At 39.5% G+C, this 19629-nt stretch carries 16 protein-coding genes; 3 read left to right on the top strand and 13 right to left on the bottom strand.

The genetic code is table 11. The features are described 5' to 3' along the window. Window positions 1–196 precede the first annotated feature (196 nt). The 11 genes from BFP71_RS16045 to BFP71_RS15995 all read right to left on the bottom strand — a co-directional run bounded on the left by BFP71_RS16045 (window position 197) and on the right by BFP71_RS15995 (window position 14905). Window positions 197–2461 carry an aconitate hydratase gene (locus tag BFP71_RS16045; protein WP_069837121.1) on the bottom strand — a complete coding sequence of 755 codons (2265 nt, stop codon included), beginning with the start codon at window positions 2459–2461 and terminating at the stop codon, window positions 197–199. 200 nt (window positions 2462–2661) lie between these two features. Beyond that, window positions 2662–3207, bottom strand: a complete 546-nt coding sequence (locus BFP71_RS16040; protein ID WP_069836447.1) for a hypothetical protein — start codon at window positions 3205–3207, stop codon at window positions 2662–2664. 221 nt (window positions 3208–3428) lie between these two features. Further along, window positions 3429–4061 carry a toxin-antitoxin system YwqK family antitoxin gene (locus BFP71_RS16035; protein WP_088125083.1) on the bottom strand — a complete coding sequence of 211 codons (633 nt, stop codon included), beginning with the start codon at window positions 4059–4061 and terminating at the stop codon, window positions 3429–3431. A gap of 89 nt (window positions 4062–4150) precedes the next feature. Further along, entirely contained in the window at window positions 4151–4948 is a 798-nt protein-coding gene (locus BFP71_RS16030; RefSeq protein ID WP_069836446.1) for a YHYH protein, read from the bottom strand. Window positions 4949–5057: 109 nt separating this feature from the next. Further along, window positions 5058–6899, bottom strand: coding sequence for a MutS-related protein (locus BFP71_RS16025; protein ID WP_069836445.1), 1842 nt, complete (start codon window positions 6897–6899; stop codon window positions 5058–5060). Window positions 6900–7045: 146 nt separating this feature from the next. Beyond that, a complete protein-coding gene (locus BFP71_RS16020) occupies window positions 7046–7282 on the bottom strand; it encodes an antibiotic biosynthesis monooxygenase family protein (protein ID WP_088125082.1) in 237 nt (78 codons plus the stop codon). A 149-nt stretch (window positions 7283–7431) separates the two neighbouring features. Then, complete coding sequence (locus BFP71_RS16015) at window positions 7432–7944, bottom strand: hypothetical protein (RefSeq protein WP_088125081.1); 513 nt, start codon at window positions 7942–7944, stop codon at window positions 7432–7434. 116 nt (window positions 7945–8060) lie between these two features. Next, window positions 8061–8585, bottom strand: coding sequence for a hypothetical protein (locus BFP71_RS16010; protein ID WP_069836444.1), 525 nt, complete (start codon window positions 8583–8585; stop codon window positions 8061–8063). A gap of 23 nt (window positions 8586–8608) precedes the next feature. Then, complete coding sequence (locus tag BFP71_RS16005) at window positions 8609–10966, bottom strand: ABC transporter permease (RefSeq protein WP_069836443.1); 2358 nt, start codon at window positions 10964–10966, stop codon at window positions 8609–8611. Between the two features lie 203 nt (window positions 10967–11169). Next, a complete protein-coding gene (locus tag BFP71_RS16000) occupies window positions 11170–13959 on the bottom strand; it encodes a bifunctional aconitate hydratase 2/2-methylisocitrate dehydratase (protein ID WP_069836442.1) in 2790 nt (929 codons plus the stop codon). 202 nt (window positions 13960–14161) lie between these two features. Beyond that, the gene (locus BFP71_RS15995) at window positions 14162–14905 is read right to left on the bottom strand and encodes a hypothetical protein (RefSeq protein ID WP_069836441.1); all 744 of its coding nucleotides are present in this window, start codon (window positions 14903–14905) and stop codon (window positions 14162–14164) included. A gap of 173 nt (window positions 14906–15078) precedes the next feature. Between BFP71_RS15995 and BFP71_RS15990 the strand changes: the two genes are divergently transcribed. Then, complete coding sequence (locus BFP71_RS15990) at window positions 15079–15939, top strand: alpha/beta hydrolase (RefSeq protein WP_069836440.1); 861 nt, start codon at window positions 15079–15081, stop codon at window positions 15937–15939. A gap of 17 nt (window positions 15940–15956) precedes the next feature. On the opposite strand, the gene BFP71_RS15985 is transcribed toward BFP71_RS15990, so the two are convergent. After that, entirely contained in the window at window positions 15957–17306 is a 1350-nt protein-coding gene (locus tag BFP71_RS15985; RefSeq protein ID WP_069837118.1) for a short-chain fatty acid transporter, read from the bottom strand. 62 nt (window positions 17307–17368) lie between these two features. On the opposite strand from BFP71_RS15985, the gene BFP71_RS15980 reads away from it, so the two are divergent. Continuing rightward, entirely contained in the window at window positions 17369–18142 is a 774-nt protein-coding gene (locus BFP71_RS15980) for a DUF1570 domain-containing protein (protein WP_069836439.1), read from the top strand. Here BFP71_RS15980 and BFP71_RS15975 read toward each other — a convergent pair. Beyond that, window positions 18119–19129, bottom strand: coding sequence for an acyl-CoA reductase (locus BFP71_RS15975; protein ID WP_069836438.1), 1011 nt, complete (start codon window positions 19127–19129; stop codon window positions 18119–18121). The two genes, BFP71_RS15980 and BFP71_RS15975, sit on opposite strands and share 24 nt — an antisense overlap. 143 nt (window positions 19130–19272) lie before the next feature. On the opposite strand from BFP71_RS15975, the gene BFP71_RS15970 reads away from it, so the two are divergent. After that, a complete protein-coding gene (locus BFP71_RS15970; protein WP_069836437.1) occupies window positions 19273–19617 on the top strand; it encodes a 4Fe-4S dicluster domain-containing protein in 345 nt (114 codons plus the stop codon). Window positions 19618–19629: the final 12 nt, after the last annotated feature.

The raw sequence follows: 19629 nt of genomic DNA, 5'->3' as shown, positions 1-19629 counted from the left end.
TTGGCTGCGTAATCATTATTTAGTGTTCTAATTATCTATAATCAAGTGATTGCCACTGGAGAGCCATTGATTTAAGTTAAATGATTCTCTTTTTATAAGCTAATCCAGCAATAAACACCCTGACAAATTATATGATATTGAACAAAAAAAGCCCGTTCAATTTAGAACGGGCTTTAGTGACTTATTTAGTTTCTACTTATTGGTTTGCCTCTTGCTTAATTAGGTTGAGTGCCGAACCTGCCTTAAACCAACCGATTTGAGCTTCATTATAAGTATGATTTGCTAGTACTATGTCTTTAGAACCATCGGCGTGGATAAACTCAATTGTTAACGGTTTACCGGGAGCAAAATCGACTAAGTCTAAGAAGTTAATCGTATCATCTTCCTGGATTTTATCATAATCTGATTCATCGGCAAACGTTAAGCCTAACATGCCCTGCTTTTTCAAATTTGTTTCATGAATTCGTGCAAAAGATTTCACTAAAACGGCTTTAACCCCAAGAAATCGTGGTTCCATGGCTGCGTGCTCTCTCGATGAACCTTCTCCATAATTATGATCGCCAACCACTATGGATGGTATGCCTTCCGCTTTGTACTGTCTGGCAGTAGCTGGTACGGGGCCATATTCACCGGTTATTTGATTTTTAACCTTGTTTGTAGCTTGGCCAAAGGCATTCACAGCACCTATCAAGCAGTTATCAGAAATATTGTCCAAATGGCCTCTGAACCTTAACCACGGCCCGGCCATAGAGATATGATCAGTCGTACATTTTCCAAATGCTTTTATTAAAAGCTTTGCACCCGTAATATTCTTACCGTCCCAAGGATCGAAAGGCTCCAACAATTGTAGTCTTTTTGAGTCTGGACTTACAATGACTTGAACATTACTTCCATCTTCGGCAGGTGCTTGATAGCCGTTTTCTTCTACATCAAAGCCTTTGTCTGGTAACTCGTCTCCAACAGGAGGGTCTAGCTTTACTTCTTCACCTTTATCGTTGGTTAAGGTGTCGGTAATTGGGTTAAAGCCTAAGTTTCCTGAAATCGCAATCGCGGCTACCATTTCGGGAGAAGTGACAAAGGCATGGGTGTTAGGGTTGCCGTCTGCTCTTTTTGAGAAGTTACGGTTAAAAGAGTGTACAATAGTATTCACCCTTTCATTGTTACCAGCGCGTTCCCACTGACCAATACATGGACCGCACGCATTTGTGAAGATAGTGGCGTCTAGGTCTTCGAAAATTTGTAATAGACCGTCTCTTTCTGCCGTAAACCTAACTTGCTCTGAACCTGGGTTGATACCAAAGTCTGCTTTTGTGGTAAGACCTTTATCAACCGCTTGTTGGGCGATGGAGGCGGCTCTGGATAAATCTTCATAAGAAGAGTTGGTACAAGATCCGATTAAGCCCCATTCTACATCCATTGGCCATCCATTTGCCTCGGCTTCTGCTCTCATTTTGGAGACAGGAGTTGCTCTGTCTGGTGTAAAAGGTCCGTTTACATGTGGCTCAAGTGTACTTAGATCTATTTCGATCACCTGATCAAAATATTGCTCTGGGTTAGCGTATACTTCAGGATCACCTGTTAAATGTGGTCTGATTTCATTAGCTAAATCAGCTATATCCGCACGATCGGTGGTTCTGAGGTAGCGTTCCATCGCGTCATCATAACCAAAGGTCGACGTTGTGGCACCGATTTCTGCTCCCATATTACAAATGGTCCCTTTTCCAGTACCCGACAGCGAAAGGGCACCTGGACCAAAGTATTCGACTATTGCGCCTGTTCCGCCTTTTACCGTGAGGATACCGGCAACTTTTAAGATTACGTCCTTAGCAGCGGTCCAACCGTTCATTTTTCCAGTAAGTTTTACGCCGATCAGTTTCGGGAATTTTAGTTCCCAAGGCATCCCCGCCATTACATCTACCGCATCAGCACCTCCAACGCCAATGGCTACCATCCCTAGGCCACCTGCATTCACAGTATGTGAATCTGTTCCGATCATCATCCCACCTGGGAAAGCATAGTTTTCTAAGACTACTTGGTGAATAATTCCTGCGCCTGGTTTCCAAAAACCAATACCGTACTTATTCGAAACTGACTCTAAAAAATTGAAGACTTCACCAGATGCCGTAAGTGAACTTTTCAAGTCTTTATCGGCACCTTGTTTGGCTAGTATTAAGTGATCGCAATGTGTAGTGGAAGGTACAGCCACTTTATCCTTACCTGCCTGCATGAACTGTAATAGTGCCATTTGGGCTGTAGCATCTTGCATAGCAACTCTGTCTGGTGCAAAATCCACATAAGATTTTCCTCTTACGAAGGCTTCATTAGTACTTTCTTCCCACAAATGGGAGTAAAGTATTTTTTCGGATAGTGTAAGTGGTTTTCCTAAGAGTTTTCTAGCTGCTTCAACCCGAGCGGGCATTCTGTTATATACAGCCTTAATCATGTCAATATCAAATGCCATAGAACTTTTGGTTTTAGTCGTTTCTGTTACTTCCAAACATTAAATGTCAAGAACGGGGTTTATACGTAACTAATATGCTACGGATACATTTAAATAACTACTACAATGCGGAAAGAGTTGTGATTAATTGCCTCAATAAGTGTCCTTGAGTTGGCTTTTTTTAATCTTACTTCATGGTTGAAGTTTCTCTATGGGGATTATTATCCAATAATTTTGATTTTGAAATATTGGTCAATAAAGACTATTGTGAATAAAAATACGGCTGAAAGCAAAAAGGTGATCAGGTTGAATTTTAAACCTAGTTTATATTTGGTCGAAACCTTCCAAACCAAGAATAATAATAATCCACTAAAGACAACGGATATGGTATACAAACCTAATCCAAATGATAAACCTACTCTGCCTTCATCATTGGCCCCAAAAACATTAGCAATTCCCGCAGCGAACCGATAGACAAATGGGAAAAACATAAAAGGGTAGAGGTTTATGTTCTGTCTCTTATGGATAATATAATAGAAGATAATTGCTTGTAATATCGTAAGTAATGGGCCAGCAATACTGATAATGTTGGCGTGCCACTGCTCTGGATATTCGCCAGATATTGGGTTTGCACCGTTAAGTGACATGGACATTCTGTTACCAAGAATTTCTCCAGTAATCCAATGGGCGAATTCGTGCAAGAAACAACTAATTAGCACTGCGATAAAAAGTGTAGCAACGTAATTGAAGCGAATTTCTCCTTTCATGATCAGTCATTTTGAGCGTGACGATATTTGATCGATCACTAGTTTTAAAAAATCTAACTGCTGTGTGCTATAGTCTTAAAACTAAGAGAAACTGAATCCTAATCTACTACTCTTGAGAGTAGTTCTTTTTTAGGTAGGGCTTGAGCTGACCTTTCGTATTAGGTCTTTTTACTTGAGGAAACTCGTTTTTTGTGGTAGCAATCAAATTAAAAAGAGGTGATTTAATTACTCTGTGTAGTAATATTCTCATCTTCTAACCCATAGCATAAAGCGGCTTTCTTCAGCCCAAAAATTCTGCCCTCTTTAGCTTCGTAATTGGCAAATAGGTCTCCATTTTTCCGAAAAGCTCTTTGAAGACCATCTTCTTTGCCCATATTCATATTCAAAATTTTAAATAATTCTCCTGTCGGGTACCACTTCTTTTGTTCACCATGTGCCTTACCTTTTTCGAACTGATAATGTGCTATAAGTATATGTTCCGCGTCTCTCGTCCAGATTTTTTTTTCACCGTGTAGTTTTCCATTCTGATAATATGTGATATTCTTGAAATGTTGGTCAGGGTACCATTGAATGGATGCGTTTTCCTTCTTTCCCTTTAGAATGCCCACCTTTTCCTTTAAACTTCCATCTGGGTGATATAGAACAGCATATCCTGAGAACGGTGAGCCCTCTATAAGCCAGCGTGATACCTTATGATCATATGTGAGAGCCGTCTTATCAACGGTTATTTCAGGAATGTCTAAGTAAGATTGATCACTATCACTTTTGGAAGATGTACCATCCATTAATCCATAGAAGAGCATTAAAAAAAGTGCTATCGAAAATGTCCAGTAGAAAGCCCTTGCGGTTATCATAGTGAAATCGTTAAAATGTTTAATAGGAAGACCGCCTTCAATAAACTTGAATGGCGGCTCCTTCTCAATCGAAAAAAATCAAATCGTAATTAGAAGATACTACTAGGTGTACCCTGTAAATTGCCAGCAAATAATGCGATTATAGTTCCTAAATAGAATTCGTTAATGATGTGGTAATGATAGAAATCTACCCCGTCGCTATGCTGTGTTGCGGATGTATGACCGCCAGAAACATCAAGATCGGTTGGATGGTCTCCGAGTACGTCACACTTTCTTCCATATATAAGAAAACCATCGGCCATAATACCTACTAGCTTTTCGTCATCGTGAGAAAGTACAGTATTCTCTGGGACATCATATGATTCAACGTGATAGTGATAACCGCTAGGGCCATTATGCGCTCCAGCATAGTCAAATGTTTCCACTATTTGTTCCTCTATTGGTCTGTTAGGACCTTCTGTATCATTAAAAATAGGGACGCCAGTAACGGAAATGCCAATCGGACCTAATCCAGTTGCGGAGCTAACCGTGGCTAGAGCAGGGTTGGTAGAAACTGTCAGCGTAAAGCTTCTATCCCCACCAATACGACCTGGTGTTAAAGCCACTGCTACCACAGGTTCTATATAAAGTGGATTGGTTTCTTCCCAGTAAGGAGAAGTATGGTTGGGCACTCCATTCGATTCAATAGTGATTTCATCGCCATCAAAAGAAACCGTTACGGCATCACTGTTAAACTCATCGAATGCAGAAACTGGCGTAGCTACACCAACGGTTGTTTCTTCCGCTTCAGTATCATCATCAGTATCGTCATCATCATTTTTTGAACAAGAGAAAAATGTTAGCGATAATCCTATTAAGGCAATTGTAAAATATTTAGAGTGTTTCATAGCAGCAGATTTAGGTTTAAAAATGTCTTCAATTGATTAGATGACATTTATTCTAAATACCTGCGGTCAAGAGAAATTAAATTTTTATCGAGGGCGAAAAAATGAAAGATTATTTCAGTTTTTCAATGTCATTCAGAATTTTAATGCCGCTTTTTTTCATCAGTTCGCTAGCATTAAAATCGGTACAGATACCGTCTGTGAGTTTATAGTCGAACTCAAGTTCTCCTTTTTTTATTTTGCTATTAAAACTATGATTGGCTACAATCAGGTGCTTACCAGCTAAGTTGGCTAGCTCTAAGTCGTGAGTAGAAATTATCCCAAATGCATTGAGTTCATTCAGTTGTTTGATTAATGAAACGCCACCTTTATAGCGATCTTCCGAGTTCGTTCCCTTAAACATTTCATCGAGCATAAAAAATATCGGTCGTCCGCTTTCGATTTGTTCAAGGAGTTGTTCGACTCTTTTTAGCTCTGCATAAAAGGATGACACGCCTTCGATCAAGTTATCTTGTGTTCTCATGCTCGTGAACATGATCATTTCAGATACTTTTGGAGTTTTCGCACAACAAGGAGCTCCCATCAATGCTAGTGTCAGATTTATCCCAATTGTCCTTAGGAAAGTACTCTTGCCGGCCATATTAGAGCCAGTTATCATAGCAATTTGACCACGTTCATTCAATGAGAAGTCGTTACAGACCCTGTTACTAGCCTTGATTAACGGATGACCAATGGACGAGAAACTTAAATGATAAGGTTCTTCTTTTATCTCTGGGAATTCATAACCTGGATTTGAGTAGGTGAAACCTGCTAGACTATTTAAAGCTTCAAACTCACTTATTGCCTCAAACCAAGGTCGAATATGATCCCTATTTCTTTTTTTCCACTTTTCTACGAGGATTATCAAATAGACGTCGAATAACCACGCAACATTAAATAGTCCATAGAACTTATTGTTATCACTTCTTTTTGTACCCCGGAGTTGAAATACTTCTAATATCTTCCTCAATTGTTTGATCTCATCTGTAGCCGATCGATCGTTTTGATACAAATTAGTCTGAAGCTTGATCAATTTTTTCGAGTTGAACTTCTCAGATAAAATTGCTGCTGCCAGCATTTGATATCCACCAAGGGTTTGAACATTATTATGTGTACTATCTATAATTTCTTCGGCCAGTGGTGTTAATTTCTTCAGGATAAAGAAATTGATCAGCAGGACGATAAACAGCAAAGGGGAATAATATTTTATATCATCTGATGCGATGTGAATAATGCACAGTATGGTCAAAGTTGTGGCAATAACCCCTAGCGCGAAGGCTCCAACGAAATAGATTATCTTATTTGGCAAAAGCTTTTCTGGCGTTTTAAACCAATTTAAGAGCTTTTGGTATTCACTTTCTTTATTTTCAAATGGTCGTCCAGCAACTTCAAATTGTTGCCGCCATTCGAGTTTTGGTGCCAGCTCTTGAATTGCTTTTTGCTTTTCAAGAATTGTTTTCTTTTTCGCTGGATTTGTGAGCCATTTTGCCAAATAGCTGTTTCCCGACTCTGTTGTGGTTCTATTTAAAAGCTGGAATAGGGAATGAGCCCCAAAGATGTCTAAATCGGTAATATAGGCATGATCTCTTTCAAGGTATTTGGAACCAGTAGGGAAGGCGTCAAGTTCATTTGAAAGTCGGAGCAATTCATTTTTATTTACTGCCCTTAAATGAGTCAGACTATTCTTTCTCTCATTTAATTTGTTGTACCGATCGAGAAAATAGGCGAAGGTTATAATAGAAACTGGTGCTGCAAGCCATAAACCTGCAATCATACCTTCATTGGCCAATACAATGATGAGAATTAGAGAAGCTAGAAACGATGTTACCCTTAGGAGTGAGTAGCGTTTTGCTTGCTCCTTTATTTCAGATAACTCATTATCACATTGTTCAATATTGTCTTCGTAAATCTTCAAAGGTGATTATTGATGTTGGTGGCTTTGTTTGGTTCTAGTTTTCAAGATGCTTAAATCTTTGGTCTTGACCTAAAGTCGATAATGTGAAAATGACCAGAGGTTTTGGCTGAGATACTACTTCTCTAAATGAGTAAATGCTTTTATTGCTAAGAGAACACTTCGTAATGAATTACCCTCTCCTCAAACTCAAGTAAGTAATTTCTATCCTCAGGGTAATACTTAGCCTTTTCGAAATCATTTCCAGTAAAGTTCTTAATGACCTCTAGATTATCCCAATAGGTGATAAGGGTGAAATGGGCTACATCGTTTTCAATCCGTCTGAGAAAAGTTAAATCAATGAAACCTGGAGTTTTCTGATAGTCGGGTATCGCGAGCTCCCTCATCTATGAAGTATACTCATCTAAGTGCTCTGCGTTCGTACGACCATGCCATATTCTTGCAATCATTTCCTTTATTAATGTTTATGAAATTTTTGTTGTAATAAAATTCTCGTTGGATACGATTCTAGGTCATAAGGTTTGCGGCAGAAATTCTATTCACTAATGAGAAAGTAATCCACTCTTACAAAACTAACCTCGTTTACCAGACCTAGGTCTAATGAGGTTTCTTGATCAAATGAGAGCACACAACTACCATTGGCCTCAAGAGCTCGGCAAAGCCCTCCATTCTGGTCTGAAAAATTTAATTGTATTTCGGTTCCATCAGAGTCTAAAGTGACCACAGCCACACCAGTCACTCTAGTGGCTCCAGTATTAGTCAATGCAATTTCAAACTCCAGCCGAGAGGTGTTGCTTCCTGTATCAGGTGTGAAGTTAAACACTCTGACTTCGTGACTAAGGTTATCAAATACTGGTGGGCTGATTTCTACGGCTGTTGTAGCTTCTTCAAAGTCACATGGTACCTCTTGAGTAATGTTATAGGTGTAAGACTGGTTGTTGATGAAATAAACCTGTGGAATGTTTATCGTCTTCGTACACTCAGAGTCATTTGAGCAACTGAAAAGGATTTGTATCAAAACAAGGAGGAGTAAACTTTTTCTCATCATTAATTAGGGTGTTGTTTTGTGTTTGAGAATCTTAACGTAAAACTTTTTATAGAGATACATGTTTTGCTGAGCTTTCGAAGTTTTGAAAATGGCATAAAAAGCTACGAATCTTGAGATTATCCACTATTGTGCTGAGCAAATTTTAAAGCCTGTTTCGAGACTGATTTTCTGCTGTCTTTAGATAGCCTTTCAAGGTGAGGCATTAACCATTGAGCAAGCTCTTCGTCTTTTTTCGACCATTTTGCCAGCGTTTGCATAGAATTGATTAGAACAATCCAATCAGACTCGATTTCTAAGTTACGTTTGATAATTGATTTAGCACTGGCATATTGTTGAGGCGATAAATCGGTATCTAAGTATTCAAAAAGTTGCGCTATTGTCCATTTGGTGGAGGCTTGGTCGATCAGCGAAATCTCAGTTATGAAGCGATCGATGTAGGGGATAAGACAACTAGGCTTTTCTTTGCATATCCGTTTCATCGCATTGGAAACTCGTAACCTTACGATTTCATCTTCGCTGAAATAGCAGTTGAAAAGTTCATCGAAATGTGTTGGTTCATTTAATACCTCTTCGACAACCACAATGGTATTGCCAAGCGAGTTTGGGTGGCCTCCTTTAAGTCTGGTTTCAAAATTTTTCATAGGCTAGGCACTTTAATCAATAACTATTCAGCTCTTAGCCGTTTTACTGGATTTAAAGTGGCAGTCTTCCAAGATTGGCTGATGATTAAAGTGATAATAATAACGCTCAATAAAGAAAAGCCAATTAGAAAAAGTGATGGAGAAATATCTATCCGATAACTAAACTCATCGAGCCATCTTTTGGCCATTAGCCAGGCGAGCGGTACCGCGATGAGGCTTGAAAATGTGAGCACCTTTACGAAATTGAAACTCAATAAATAGAAAATTCCACTTAGAGGTGCCCCGAGCACTTTCCGAATAGTAACTTCTTTCACTTTAGACTCTTGAATCAGAGCCACCATACTTAACGTTCCCATGGAAGTGATCAGAATGGTGAGAATAGTAAACAGAAAGATTATTTGTCGATTTTTTGTGTCTTCTAAATGCATTTGCTGAAAAGAATCATCTAGAAAACGATAATAAAAAGGGTATCGGGGTACGTACTGTTTCCATACTTCCTCAACTTCAGACAATATGCCTGCATAATTTTGACTGGCTATTTTGACTATGAAAGTTTCGCCCCAGTTTGATGATTGTAAAACAAGTGGCTCGATTTCACTTTTGAGCGATTGGTAATGGTAATCTTTTACAATGCCGATCACCTTTTTAGTTTCACTATTTTCAGTTAGTGATAAGTTCTGTCCGACAAGGTTTTTTTGGGGCCAGCCCAACATCTTGGCCGCACTTTCATTTAAGAGAACACTACTCTCCATTTCAGAAACGATTTGCTCGTCGAATGTTCTGCCAGCAACGATTTTAATATCTAAGAGGTCAATTAGATTTGGTTGTACAATGGCGGTGTTCCATTGAAATTGTAAACCGTCAATTTCATATGCAGAGATTTCTGATGGGCTTTTGGGCAAGCCTCCGTAAGCCATCGCTATATCTTTAACTCCGCTAATCTTTTTTATTTCATCCGTTATGTGATTTCTGTTTTGCCATGAATGCTTGTTGTTTGAATCAAAGATTAAAACCTGTTCACCATTGAGTCCAATTTCTTTTGACTGCATGAATTGAAACTGTTTTACAATGACCACGGTCAATACAATCATCACAAATGCTGTTGCAAACTGCATACTTAAAAGGCCTTGTTGCACAACGTTCGTCTTAACACCTGTCACTTTTCCTTTTAAAGTTTCAGAAGGTTTTATAGAAAGCAGAATGAATGCTGGAACCGCTGTGATTATACTGGTTAAAAGGGTGGGTATCAAAAATATGATAAGTATTAAAGTATTGGTCTGGGGTAAACTGACATTAATACCGAAAGGTTGTGAGAGGTAAGGTAAAATGAAATAACAACCTCCATAAGCGACTAAGGTGGCAAAAAGAATCACCAAATAGACCTCGAGTGCCCAATCAAAAATTAAAGTTCTTGTTGTGGACCCTAAAACTTTCTTGATTCCGACCTTTTTTACGCCTTTAAATAGTTTGGCGATGTTGAGGTTGACAAAGTTCGCTGCAACGACCGTTAGAAGAATAATGCCGATCACTACAAGGGTTTGTATCAGTACCCAATTGTTGTGTTGAGCAATGTCATATTTCATTGGCTCATCCAGGTAAATATCGGTAAGCGGTTGGAGTTCTAAAGAAACACTTTTTGATGTGTTGAGATTTAAATGTTCATCACTTAAATCTTTGAGGGCGTATTCTATAACTTCTAAGGCTTGGCTTGGAATTTTTAGATAATAACTAAAAACGTGAGTTTCCTTATCTGTGAGAAACCTGCTGGAATATCCCATAGCGCTATTATTGACTAAAAAATCAACTTGTAAATGGCTCTTGGTCGTCTCCTCGGCAAGTACACCTGCAATTTCGATAGTTCCTTTGCCTTCAACCTCTAAGGTTTCGCCAATAGGGTTAGTCTTGTCAAAATATTTCTTGGCAATTCGAGAAGAGATAACTGCAGAATTGACATTTTTTAAAATAGTGGCAGGATTTCCTATTTGAAGTTTGTAATCCAAAACATCCAGAAAATTATTGTCCACATACAAAACGTTAGGCTCAAAAAATGACTGGTTATCATATGTTATAAGCTCGTCATCTTGATATACTCTTAAAATATTTTCTTTAGGTAGTTCAGCGCGTAAACTAATGAGGTCATTGAACGGACCAGGAAGAGTAGGCGATTTGTAGGATGAATTCGCCTCTTCAACTTTTCTGATTACTCTGTAAATAGTCTCTTTTTCAGAAATATGACTATCCACATTAAGTTCCGTATTGACGAAAAAGTAAATCAGACAAGTTGCACTAAGCGCTACTGCTAATCCAAGGATTTGAATGTGGGTAAAGAAGTTATATCTGGATATCGCCCTGATGGCAAATTTCAGTTTTGACCAAATCATATTCGAGTTTTTAGTTGACCTTAAAAGCGTTGTTACAAGAAATTTCTTGAATTATGAGGTGATAAACAACCCCTCACTCATAAATGGTCGTCCTTGCCCGCGACTTGGGTTTAGGGTTTGAACCTCACTCTTGGTCAATAAAAAAGCCATTTAAAAGGTTTGATCCTTAAAAATGGCTCTCGATACTTTCAGCAAGTTATTGGCTATGATGCTGCTATAGTGCTCAATTCTTTATTTGGAGGAGAGAATTTAGTTAAGACTATTCCGTCCACTGCTTTCTCATATTCTTCCATCGTTGGGGTTCTTCCTAAGATCGTCGATAATACCACCACTGGAGTCGATGAAAGCAATGATTCACCTTTTTTCTCGTCTGAATCTTTAACTACACGACCTTGGAAAAGTCGAGTAGAAGTAGCCATCACAGTATCACCCGGTGCAGCTTTTTCTTGGTTACCCATACAGAGGTTACAACCTGGGCGCTCCAAATAAAGCATGTTGTCATAACTAGTTCTAGCAGTCGCTTTGGGGTTGTTGTCGTCAAACTCGAAGCCCGAATACTTTTGAAGAACTTCCCAATCTCCCTCTTCTTTTAACTCATCTACGATATTGTAAGTAGGAGGTGCTACAACTAGTGGTGCTTGGAAATCTATTTTACCCTGTTGCGCTTCCACATTCTTGAGCATTTGTGCCAGAATTTGCATGTCACCCTTGTGTACCATACAAGAACCTACGAATCCGAGATCTACTTTTTTAGTACCACCATAGTATGAAAGCGGTCTAATGGTGTCATGTGTATAACGTTTAGAAACATCGTTGTTATTTACATCTGGATCGGCGATCATTGGTTCCGCGACCACATCTAAATCGACAACTACTTCCGCATAGTATTTTGCGTTACTATCTGGCGTCAAAGCAGGTTTTTCTCCCGATCTGATTTCAGCAATTCTAGTATTCGCTTTATCGATCAGACCTTGTAACACGGCTTTATCGTTGTCCATGCCTTTTTCGATCATAATCTGAATTCTTGACTTAGCGATTTCAAGTGACTCAATCAGCGTTTCGTCTTCCGAAATACAGATCGAAGCTTTGGCTTTCATTTCCGCTGTCCAATCGGTGAATGTAAAGGCTTGGTCGGCTGTTAAAGTACCAATATGTACTTCGATCACTCTTCCTTGGAATACATTTTCTCCGCCAAATTGCTTCAGCATTTGTTGCTGTGTGGCATGAACTACATCTCTGAAGTCCATATAGCTTCTCATGTTTCCTTTAAAGGTCACTTTTACAGACTCAGGAATAGGCATTGAAGCTTCGCCAGTGGCTAGCGCAAGCGCTACAGTACCAGAGTCGGCTCCAAAAGCCACACCTTTCGACATTCTGGTGTGAGAATCACCACCGATGATGATCGCCCAATCGTCAATTGTAATGTCATTTAGTACTTTATGAATAACGTCGGTCATGGCATGGTATTCACCCTTAGGATCACGAGCCGTAATTAAACCGAAATCATTCATGAACTTCATCAGTTTTGGGATGTTTGCTTGTGCTTTTTTATCCCAAACTGAGGCTGTATGACATCCTGATTGGTAAGCACCATCAACGATAGGAGAGATCACAGTGGCAGCCATCATTTCAAGCTCCTGTGATGTCATAAGACCTGTTGTGTCTTGAGAACCAACAATGTTTACTTCTACACGGGCGTTAGAACCAGCATGCAAAGTTTTTCCTGGCGTATTGCCAACTGCATTTTTATTGAAGATTTTCTCAACAGCCGTTAGTCCTTGGCCTTCGTGAGAGATTTCTTTTGATGGGGCAAAAACTACTGGTGCTTCTATACCAAGGGTTTTGGCGGCAAAGGTTTGTAGTTTCTTACCAAATACAACGGCATATGATCCGCCTGCTTTGATGAACTCAACTTTCTGTGGCGTGAGTGACGAAGATATATCCATCAATTCCTGATCGCCATTGTAAAGCTTTTTCTCTTTGGTGTTGATTGTTAAAACTGTACCAGTTTCTACAGAGTATGTTTGTTCCAATATTGGCTCCCCTTCTAGATCGCGAATGGTATTACCATTCTCATCTTTTTTCTGGACCCAGTTTTTTAAGTCGATGCCTATTCCACCAGTTACGCCAACAGTGGTTAAGAAAATAGGTGCAATGCCGTTAGTACCTGCAATAATTGGTGCAATGTTGATAAATGGTACATAGGGACTTGCTTGAATACCTGTCCACAAGGCTACATTATTGACACCCGACATTCTTGAAGAACCTACGCCCATCGTGCCTTTTTCGGCAATAAGCATTACTCTCTTATCAGGGTGTTTTTCTTTAAGAGCAATTAGATCTTGCTGCATTTTGTGGTTATGCTCGAAGATACATTGGCCATGAAGTTCGCGATCGGATCTAGAGTGTGCATCGGCACCGGGAGATAATAAATCCGTAGAGATATCACCGGTTCCTGCAATAAAAGTCACGATTTCTATTTCTTCCTCTACCTCTGGAAGTTTGGTGAAAAATTCAGCTTTAGCGTAGCTCTCAATAATCTCTTTTGCAATAGCACTACCATTGTTGTAGGCATCTGCAAGTCGTTTTGTATCTGCATCATACAAAAATACTTGGGTTTTGAGCACTTTAGCAGCTTCTGCTGCAATATCTTCTTCATTACCCAGTGCTAAATCCAGCAGTACTTCAATAGAAGGACCACCTTTCATGTGAGAGAGTAGTTCAAAGGCAAAAGAGGGTTGAATTTCTTCTACCAAGGCCTCTCCAGTTATTATTTCTTTCAGGAATTTCGCTTTTACACCTGCAGCGCTCGTTGTACCTGGAAGGGTGTTGTAAATGAAGAAATTAAGAGAGTCTTTTCGGTGTGGATTATCTTGATCTTTGATTTGATCGATAATAACACTTAGTAAATTGCTATCATCGATCGGCTTGGCGTGAAGCCCTTGACCTTTTCGTTCTTCGATCTCTTTAATGTAATCTTCATAAATACTCATACGAACAATTTTTTATTTGCTAAAACTGACTTGTCAAACTCGACTTCGGTCAAATCAATTTTCCTTGATTATGGCCTAAAAAAGGTGTTTTTGGCCTAAGTCTGAGTCTACAAGAATAAACTCGTTAAGGGGCGCAAAGATATCAAAAAAGAGATGAAATAAAACCTGAAATAGGCAATGATATTGGAGCGGTTTTCCAGGGTTAAGAAAGGCCAAGTTCCTCTTCCAAAAGCTTTTTCATATTCCGCAAATGCCACTGCATAGGATTCTCAAAAAAGATGACATCTTGTATGGTATGAATGCGCAAATAAACGAGGTCAATAAACTTCCTGTCTCTCAACAATTGGCGAATCATACGATCCTTTTGGTCAAGCGAAATAGAAATTTCGTTCAAATCCCTATGGGGCTCAAGAAAAGAGAGTAGTTGCTTCTCCATCAGGTAAGGTTCCAATTGGTCTGAAATGAGTTTAACATCTCGATCTTCAGTGCTAGGTACTCTGGAAAGGGCTCTTCTATAGTACATCAAGACACGTTTAAATTCATCAGATTTGATGATGCCGAGATTCCCAGAAGAAACGAGGTCTTGGTAAACCGCATCGGTCGGGGAGTAGAGTCTCACTGTAAATAAAGCATCTACTGCTTTTCTAAGCGTATCAGCATCCACTTGCCTTAGTGGCGTTTCTAGAATTTTCTTCAAGAACACGAGTTGTTCGTTTCGCTCATCCTGATCGGCCTTTAATTCTTCTTGGTTAATTTCTACCTCTTCCAATAATTGCTCCAGGTAGTTTTTTTCTAGAGCAGCTTTGTTTTTGGCTTCTCGATTGTTCTCTAACTGAAAGGCAATGTAAATCCCGATGATGATAATGAATAATTCCAATGTTCCTCTGGCAATCGTACCAAAAGGGTTTCTTCTTCGGTCTCCTGAAAGGCTGTATCTATTGGCCAAAATTTAAATTATTAGTCTGTCTGTGCTAAGATAACGATTTGTGTGATAGTGAATTATAGTGTTTGAGTACTAATAACGCTCGATTATTGAGAAAACTACCCTTGAGAGTAGCTAAGGACTAAGTAGGTAAGCTTAGCTTGGTCTTAGTTTTTTACCATCTCAATCTTACGGCAATGAAAAAGCTATTGAAATTTTTTAAGATTCTAGGCATCACGATTATTACTCTATTAGTAGTAGCCATACTATTTCTCAGGTTCTCAAGATTTTCTGATCGAATGATTTATCAAGTCAATGGATCGGAATACGCCGAGTTTAGCTCCCAATCCTCTTTCGAAGAATTCTTTTTTGAAGTTGATGACGATGTGAAGCTACATGGTGTTTTATTCAAACCATCGAGTGAGGAGGCGATCGGCACTATTTTTCACTATTCGGGCAAGGGAATGCACCTGATGTCTAGTATTCAAAAGTCTTATGAACCACTACTTAAAAAAGGCTTTCAAGTTTTTTGTTTTGAACGTCGTGGATTCGGTCAATCTACTGGTGAAGCAAAAAATTCAGTTACACTGAAAGAAGATGCGCTGAACGTTTTCGATCAAGTAGCGCGGTTAGATGAGGTAGCCCAAAAACCACTGATAGTCTGGGGGCAGTCACTAGGTGGAGCCTTTGCAACTATGACAGCTAAAGAACGTCAAAATAAGATTGACGGATTGGTCCTAGAAGGTACATTTGGGTCTTTTCCTGATATTGGAAAGGTATATGCCAGAGCACTCAATTTGGAGCGTTTTAAGTGGGTAATTCCATTAATTATGAACAACGACTTTCCAGCAAAAGAAGCCATTCAAGCGTTAACCATTCCAGTGATTATTTCTCATAGTAAAAACGATGATCAAGTACCCTACGAATTAGGTCGAGAGATTTTTGAAGCTTCAAACAAATCGACCACTGACTTCTGGGATGTAGATAGCAAGCATATTATGGCTATTTATGATTATGAAGAAAAGTATGTGAACGACTTTCTCAATATGCTTCACTAGTGATTGTGTTCAGGGCATTAAAATGCTAATAACATAGTCAAGAATATAACGAGCCCAACACCCATAATAATCATGCTATATGGCAGTATGTCTTTGGCTTTTAGTTTTGTAATACCAAGCAGCGGTAGCGCCCAAAAAGGTTGTAACATATTAGTCAATTGATCGCCATAAGATAGGGCCATAACGGCTTTCGGCACAGAGACACCCAGAGTTTGTGCGGCTTCGGTGATGATGGGCCCCTGTACTGCCCATTGGCCTCCACCACTAGGCACAAATACATTGACTAGTCCAGCACTGAATAAAGTGAAAATGGGGAGTGTAGTTGCATTTGATATTTCTACGAAGCCTTCTGAAACTAAAGCGCCCAGCCCCGAATACTTCATTATCCCCATGATACCAGCATATAATGGAAATTGTATAATAATGCCTGCCGCCCCACCAATAGCAGACTGTATAGCAGACAAGAAGTTATTGAAAGAACCATGTAGCAACACGCCAAGTCCAAAAAGAAAGAAATTAATGTAGTTAAGACCAATAAATGATAATCCAGCACCTTTAGGGGATATGTAAACTTGCCTAATGGCTAGAAAACATATTACTGAGCCAAAGGCGACTGCGGCAATTTTAGAATGATCAATACGCTCACCACCTGTAGCTTTTTCTTGAGTTTTTACATCAGTTTGGTAATGTGGTAGGTTGATTTCGGTCGAAGAGGTTCGTTTACCGAGTAGGTAAAACACGATGGGTATGATAATGATGAGAAGTGCGGATGTGGTGAGGTTCATAGTTGAGAGTATTGTCTCCTCAATTCCAATAATACCTATACGATCGGCTAGAAAATGATCGGTACCAGAAACCGTTAGTGGTGCTGACCCTGAAAAACCACCATGCCAACACATCATGCCAGCATAACCAGCTGCGCCAATCAAAGGATAATTCAGGTTCCATCCATTTTTCTGTGCATTTTCAGCGACTTTTCGTGCGAAAATAGCCCCAAATACTAGGCAGAGTCCCCAGTTGATGAAACTCATAAAAATTGTAACTAAACTGACTAGAAACGCAGCTTTTGCAGTGCTGTCGCAGTATAGTGTAAGTCGATTGATTAGCTTGTTGAAAAGAGGTGTAAGGGCGAGCACATGGCCTAAAATTAAAATGAGGGCCATTTGCATGGTAAACTCCAATAATTCCCAAAAGCCAGTCTGCCAATAGTCTAAAATAACGATGGGATGAGAGTAGATGGCGTTTTCAGGCCGCGAAGTAAACATCAATGCTAATACCGCGGTTAGCACTGTCAAGAGCACTGCAATAGAGAATGGAGAGGGGAGAATGTTCTTGACAAACTTTAGATATAGGCTTTCTTCTCGCATGATTAAAGTTGTATCAAAAATGTCAGATTTGATAACCAAATTCTTTACAGCGCACCGAAAAATTGAAAAAACTAACTTTTATAACGCTCTTCTTTCTTGAGTTAACGCTTTTCGGTCAGCGCCTACAGATATCCACTATTGGTAGTCAAGTAACTCCCAAAGAAGTAGCGAAGATAGAATTTGGGCTACGCTTTCAGAACAACTTTTATCGCAAGCAATTCGATCATATTTCTGATCAGGTGATTAATGTGAAGGTTTATGGCGATTACTCCGATTTCTATGATTATGCGAGTGAATGCTGTGCTTTAGATCGATTTACGACTGCATTTTTTATCGAGGGGCAGAACGAAATAGTGGTTTTTAAAAATCAAGAATTTCTGAGGTCATTAAACCATGAAATTAGTCATGCACTTACGGCAGGCATAGGTTTGCAGGAATATCCCTGGTTGGATGAGGGGCTTGCAGAGGTGATGTCTTCTTTTCGGCTTGACAGTCTGGGGAATTTGACAACTGAAGACCTCTTTTACACTGAAGCCCTCAATATCAGTTATCGAACAAGTCGAGAACTGAGAAGGTTTTTATCCCTTGATCGGGAGGCTTGGGAGGATCTTACGACCAACGAGAGTTACGGTTTATCTTGGGCGATTGTGAATTACATGTATCAAGACGACAGGCTCTTACTTACTAAAGTTTTGGATGGGATACAAAAAGGAATTACACCCTTAGAAACTATTATTGCTGAACAGAAAAAGGGATTACGTCAATTTGTTAAGGGTTTTAAACGACATTATCGAAGAAACAAATACCAAGTATCAGAGACTCGAAAGGAACTCTAGCGTATCTACTCCATCTGCATAGTCCCAAAGTGCAGGGCACTGCGCTTCCCCAAAAGGTAAACTGCCTTCATACCAACCGTCTGCCGAAACCGTACATTGAATTTTATCGGTATAGGTAGAAAGCTTGAGAGCAAGTTCAGCTTCGGAATTATAAAACTCATAGAACAGCACCGAGATCGGTGAAACCAATTCATTTGATTCTTTCATGAGGAAGAAACCTGAATCCAAATGATCTTCTCTGTTGACTAAATAGATCGATTTATTGTAATCGTAATTGTTTCGAAACTTATGGTGATTGATCACTGGTTCAAACCGTTCTAGAGACTTGATAAACTTCGGTAGTTCATAGCCCGTTGGGAAGAACAATTTAGAGACATTTCTACAGCCTAGTCCATAATACTGGAATGCATCCTGTCCAATTTTCGCAAGTTCCTCTTCGCTTTCCCTTCCATTTATAACACCTACAGAAACCCTATTCTGTCGGATAATATGGGGATATTTAGAAAAGTAATGTTTAAAGTACCTGGCGCTATTGTCCGAACCAGTTGCAATTACAGCATCTACATCTTTGAGTTGCTCGATCACGATAATCCTACTTGCCAATGACGGGTTTAATGCTTTCAGCTTATTCACCACAGCGCTCATCAACGGTTTATCTTGAGATGAGTATTTGACACACGCTGTATGGCCAGCGATCAATACGGCGAGTAAATCATGAAGCCCGACAAGTGGAATGTTTCCCGCCATAATAAGGCCTATTTTCTTGTTTGCCTGAGGTTCAAGCGAGTGAGTTGCCGTCCATTCATCAATTTGTTCACTTGTAAGTACCTGACCCCATGCGCTGAAACTGGCTTTTACACTTTCTGGAGTAAACCAATTATTGGCATTTACGGCATTTAAAGAGAGTGTTGCTAGGCTGGTCTCATCTATATTTCTAAACCAATCACCAAGTCCGATTAATGCTTCTTTCCGCTGCGCTACTGTCATTTTCTTAAAGTTGACGCAAAAATACAGGTTAACTTTACTTCCCTTATAAATTCCATATTACTTTTGTGGCTGAAAAATATCCGATTTCATGAAACTTCATGCTTTCATTTGTGTTGAAATAGGGTAACAAGATTTAGAAGAACATGGCGATCATAATAACAGATGAGTGTATTAACTGCGGAGCATGTGAACCAGAATGCCCTAATACTGCTATTTACGAAGGAGGGATGGAGTGGACTTGGTCCGGTGGAACAGATCTGAAGAAAATTGAACTGGAGGATGGTACTGAAGTAGACGGAAACGAGCCCCAAGAACCAGTTTCTGATGAGTTTTATTATATCGTATCAGGTAAGTGTACCGAGTGTATGGGATTCCATGAAGAACCACAATGTGCGGCTGTATGTCCTGTAGATTGTTGTGTTGATGATCCTGACTACAGAGAAACGGAAGAAGAACTCTATGCCAAAAAAGAGTGGCTTCACGTTTAAGTATTGATAAAA

It is taken from the genome of Roseivirga misakiensis, from assembly GCF_001747105.1.
GTDB lineage: Bacteria > Bacteroidota > Bacteroidia > Cytophagales > Cyclobacteriaceae > Roseivirga > Roseivirga misakiensis.
Note: the sequence above shows the minus strand (reverse complement) of the source record. Positions and strands in the feature narration are given on the sequence as shown.

What these genes read in the sequence shown, in the direction of transcription:
- BFP71_RS16045 (WP_069837121.1), bottom strand. Translation starts at nt 2,461, where the DNA reads ATGGCATTTGATATTGACATGATTAAGGCTGTATATAACAGAATGCCC.
- BFP71_RS16020 (WP_088125082.1), bottom strand. Translation starts at nt 7,282, where the DNA reads ATGAGGGAGCTCGCGATACCCGACTATCAGAAAACTCCAGGTTTCATT.
- BFP71_RS15970 (WP_069836437.1), top strand. Translation starts at nt 19,273, where the DNA reads ATGGCGATCATAATAACAGATGAGTGTATTAACTGCGGAGCATGTGAA.
- BFP71_RS16005 (WP_069836443.1), bottom strand. Translation starts at nt 10,966, where the DNA reads ATGATTTGGTCAAAACTGAAATTTGCCATCAGGGCGATATCCAGATAT.
- BFP71_RS16015 (WP_088125081.1), bottom strand. Translation starts at nt 7,944, where the DNA reads ATGATGAGAAAAAGTTTACTCCTCCTTGTTTTGATACAAATCCTTTTC.
- BFP71_RS15985 (WP_069837118.1), bottom strand. Translation starts at nt 17,306, where the DNA reads ATGCGAGAAGAAAGCCTATATCTAAAGTTTGTCAAGAACATTCTCCCC.
- BFP71_RS16000 (WP_069836442.1), bottom strand. Translation starts at nt 13,959, where the DNA reads ATGAGTATTTATGAAGATTACATTAAAGAGATCGAAGAACGAAAAGGT.
- BFP71_RS16010 (WP_069836444.1), bottom strand. Translation starts at nt 8,585, where the DNA reads ATGAAAAATTTTGAAACCAGACTTAAAGGAGGCCACCCAAACTCGCTT.
- BFP71_RS16030 (WP_069836446.1), bottom strand. Translation starts at nt 4,948, where the DNA reads ATGAAACACTCTAAATATTTTACAATTGCCTTAATAGGATTATCGCTA.
- BFP71_RS15990 (WP_069836440.1), top strand. Translation starts at nt 15,079, where the DNA reads ATGAAAAAGCTATTGAAATTTTTTAAGATTCTAGGCATCACGATTATT.
- BFP71_RS16040 (WP_069836447.1), bottom strand. Translation starts at nt 3,207, where the DNA reads ATGAAAGGAGAAATTCGCTTCAATTACGTTGCTACACTTTTTATCGCA.
- BFP71_RS16035 (WP_088125083.1), bottom strand. Translation starts at nt 4,061, where the DNA reads ATGATAACCGCAAGGGCTTTCTACTGGACATTTTCGATAGCACTTTTT.
- BFP71_RS15975 (WP_069836438.1), bottom strand. Translation starts at nt 19,129, where the DNA reads ATGACAGTAGCGCAGCGGAAAGAAGCATTAATCGGACTTGGTGATTGG.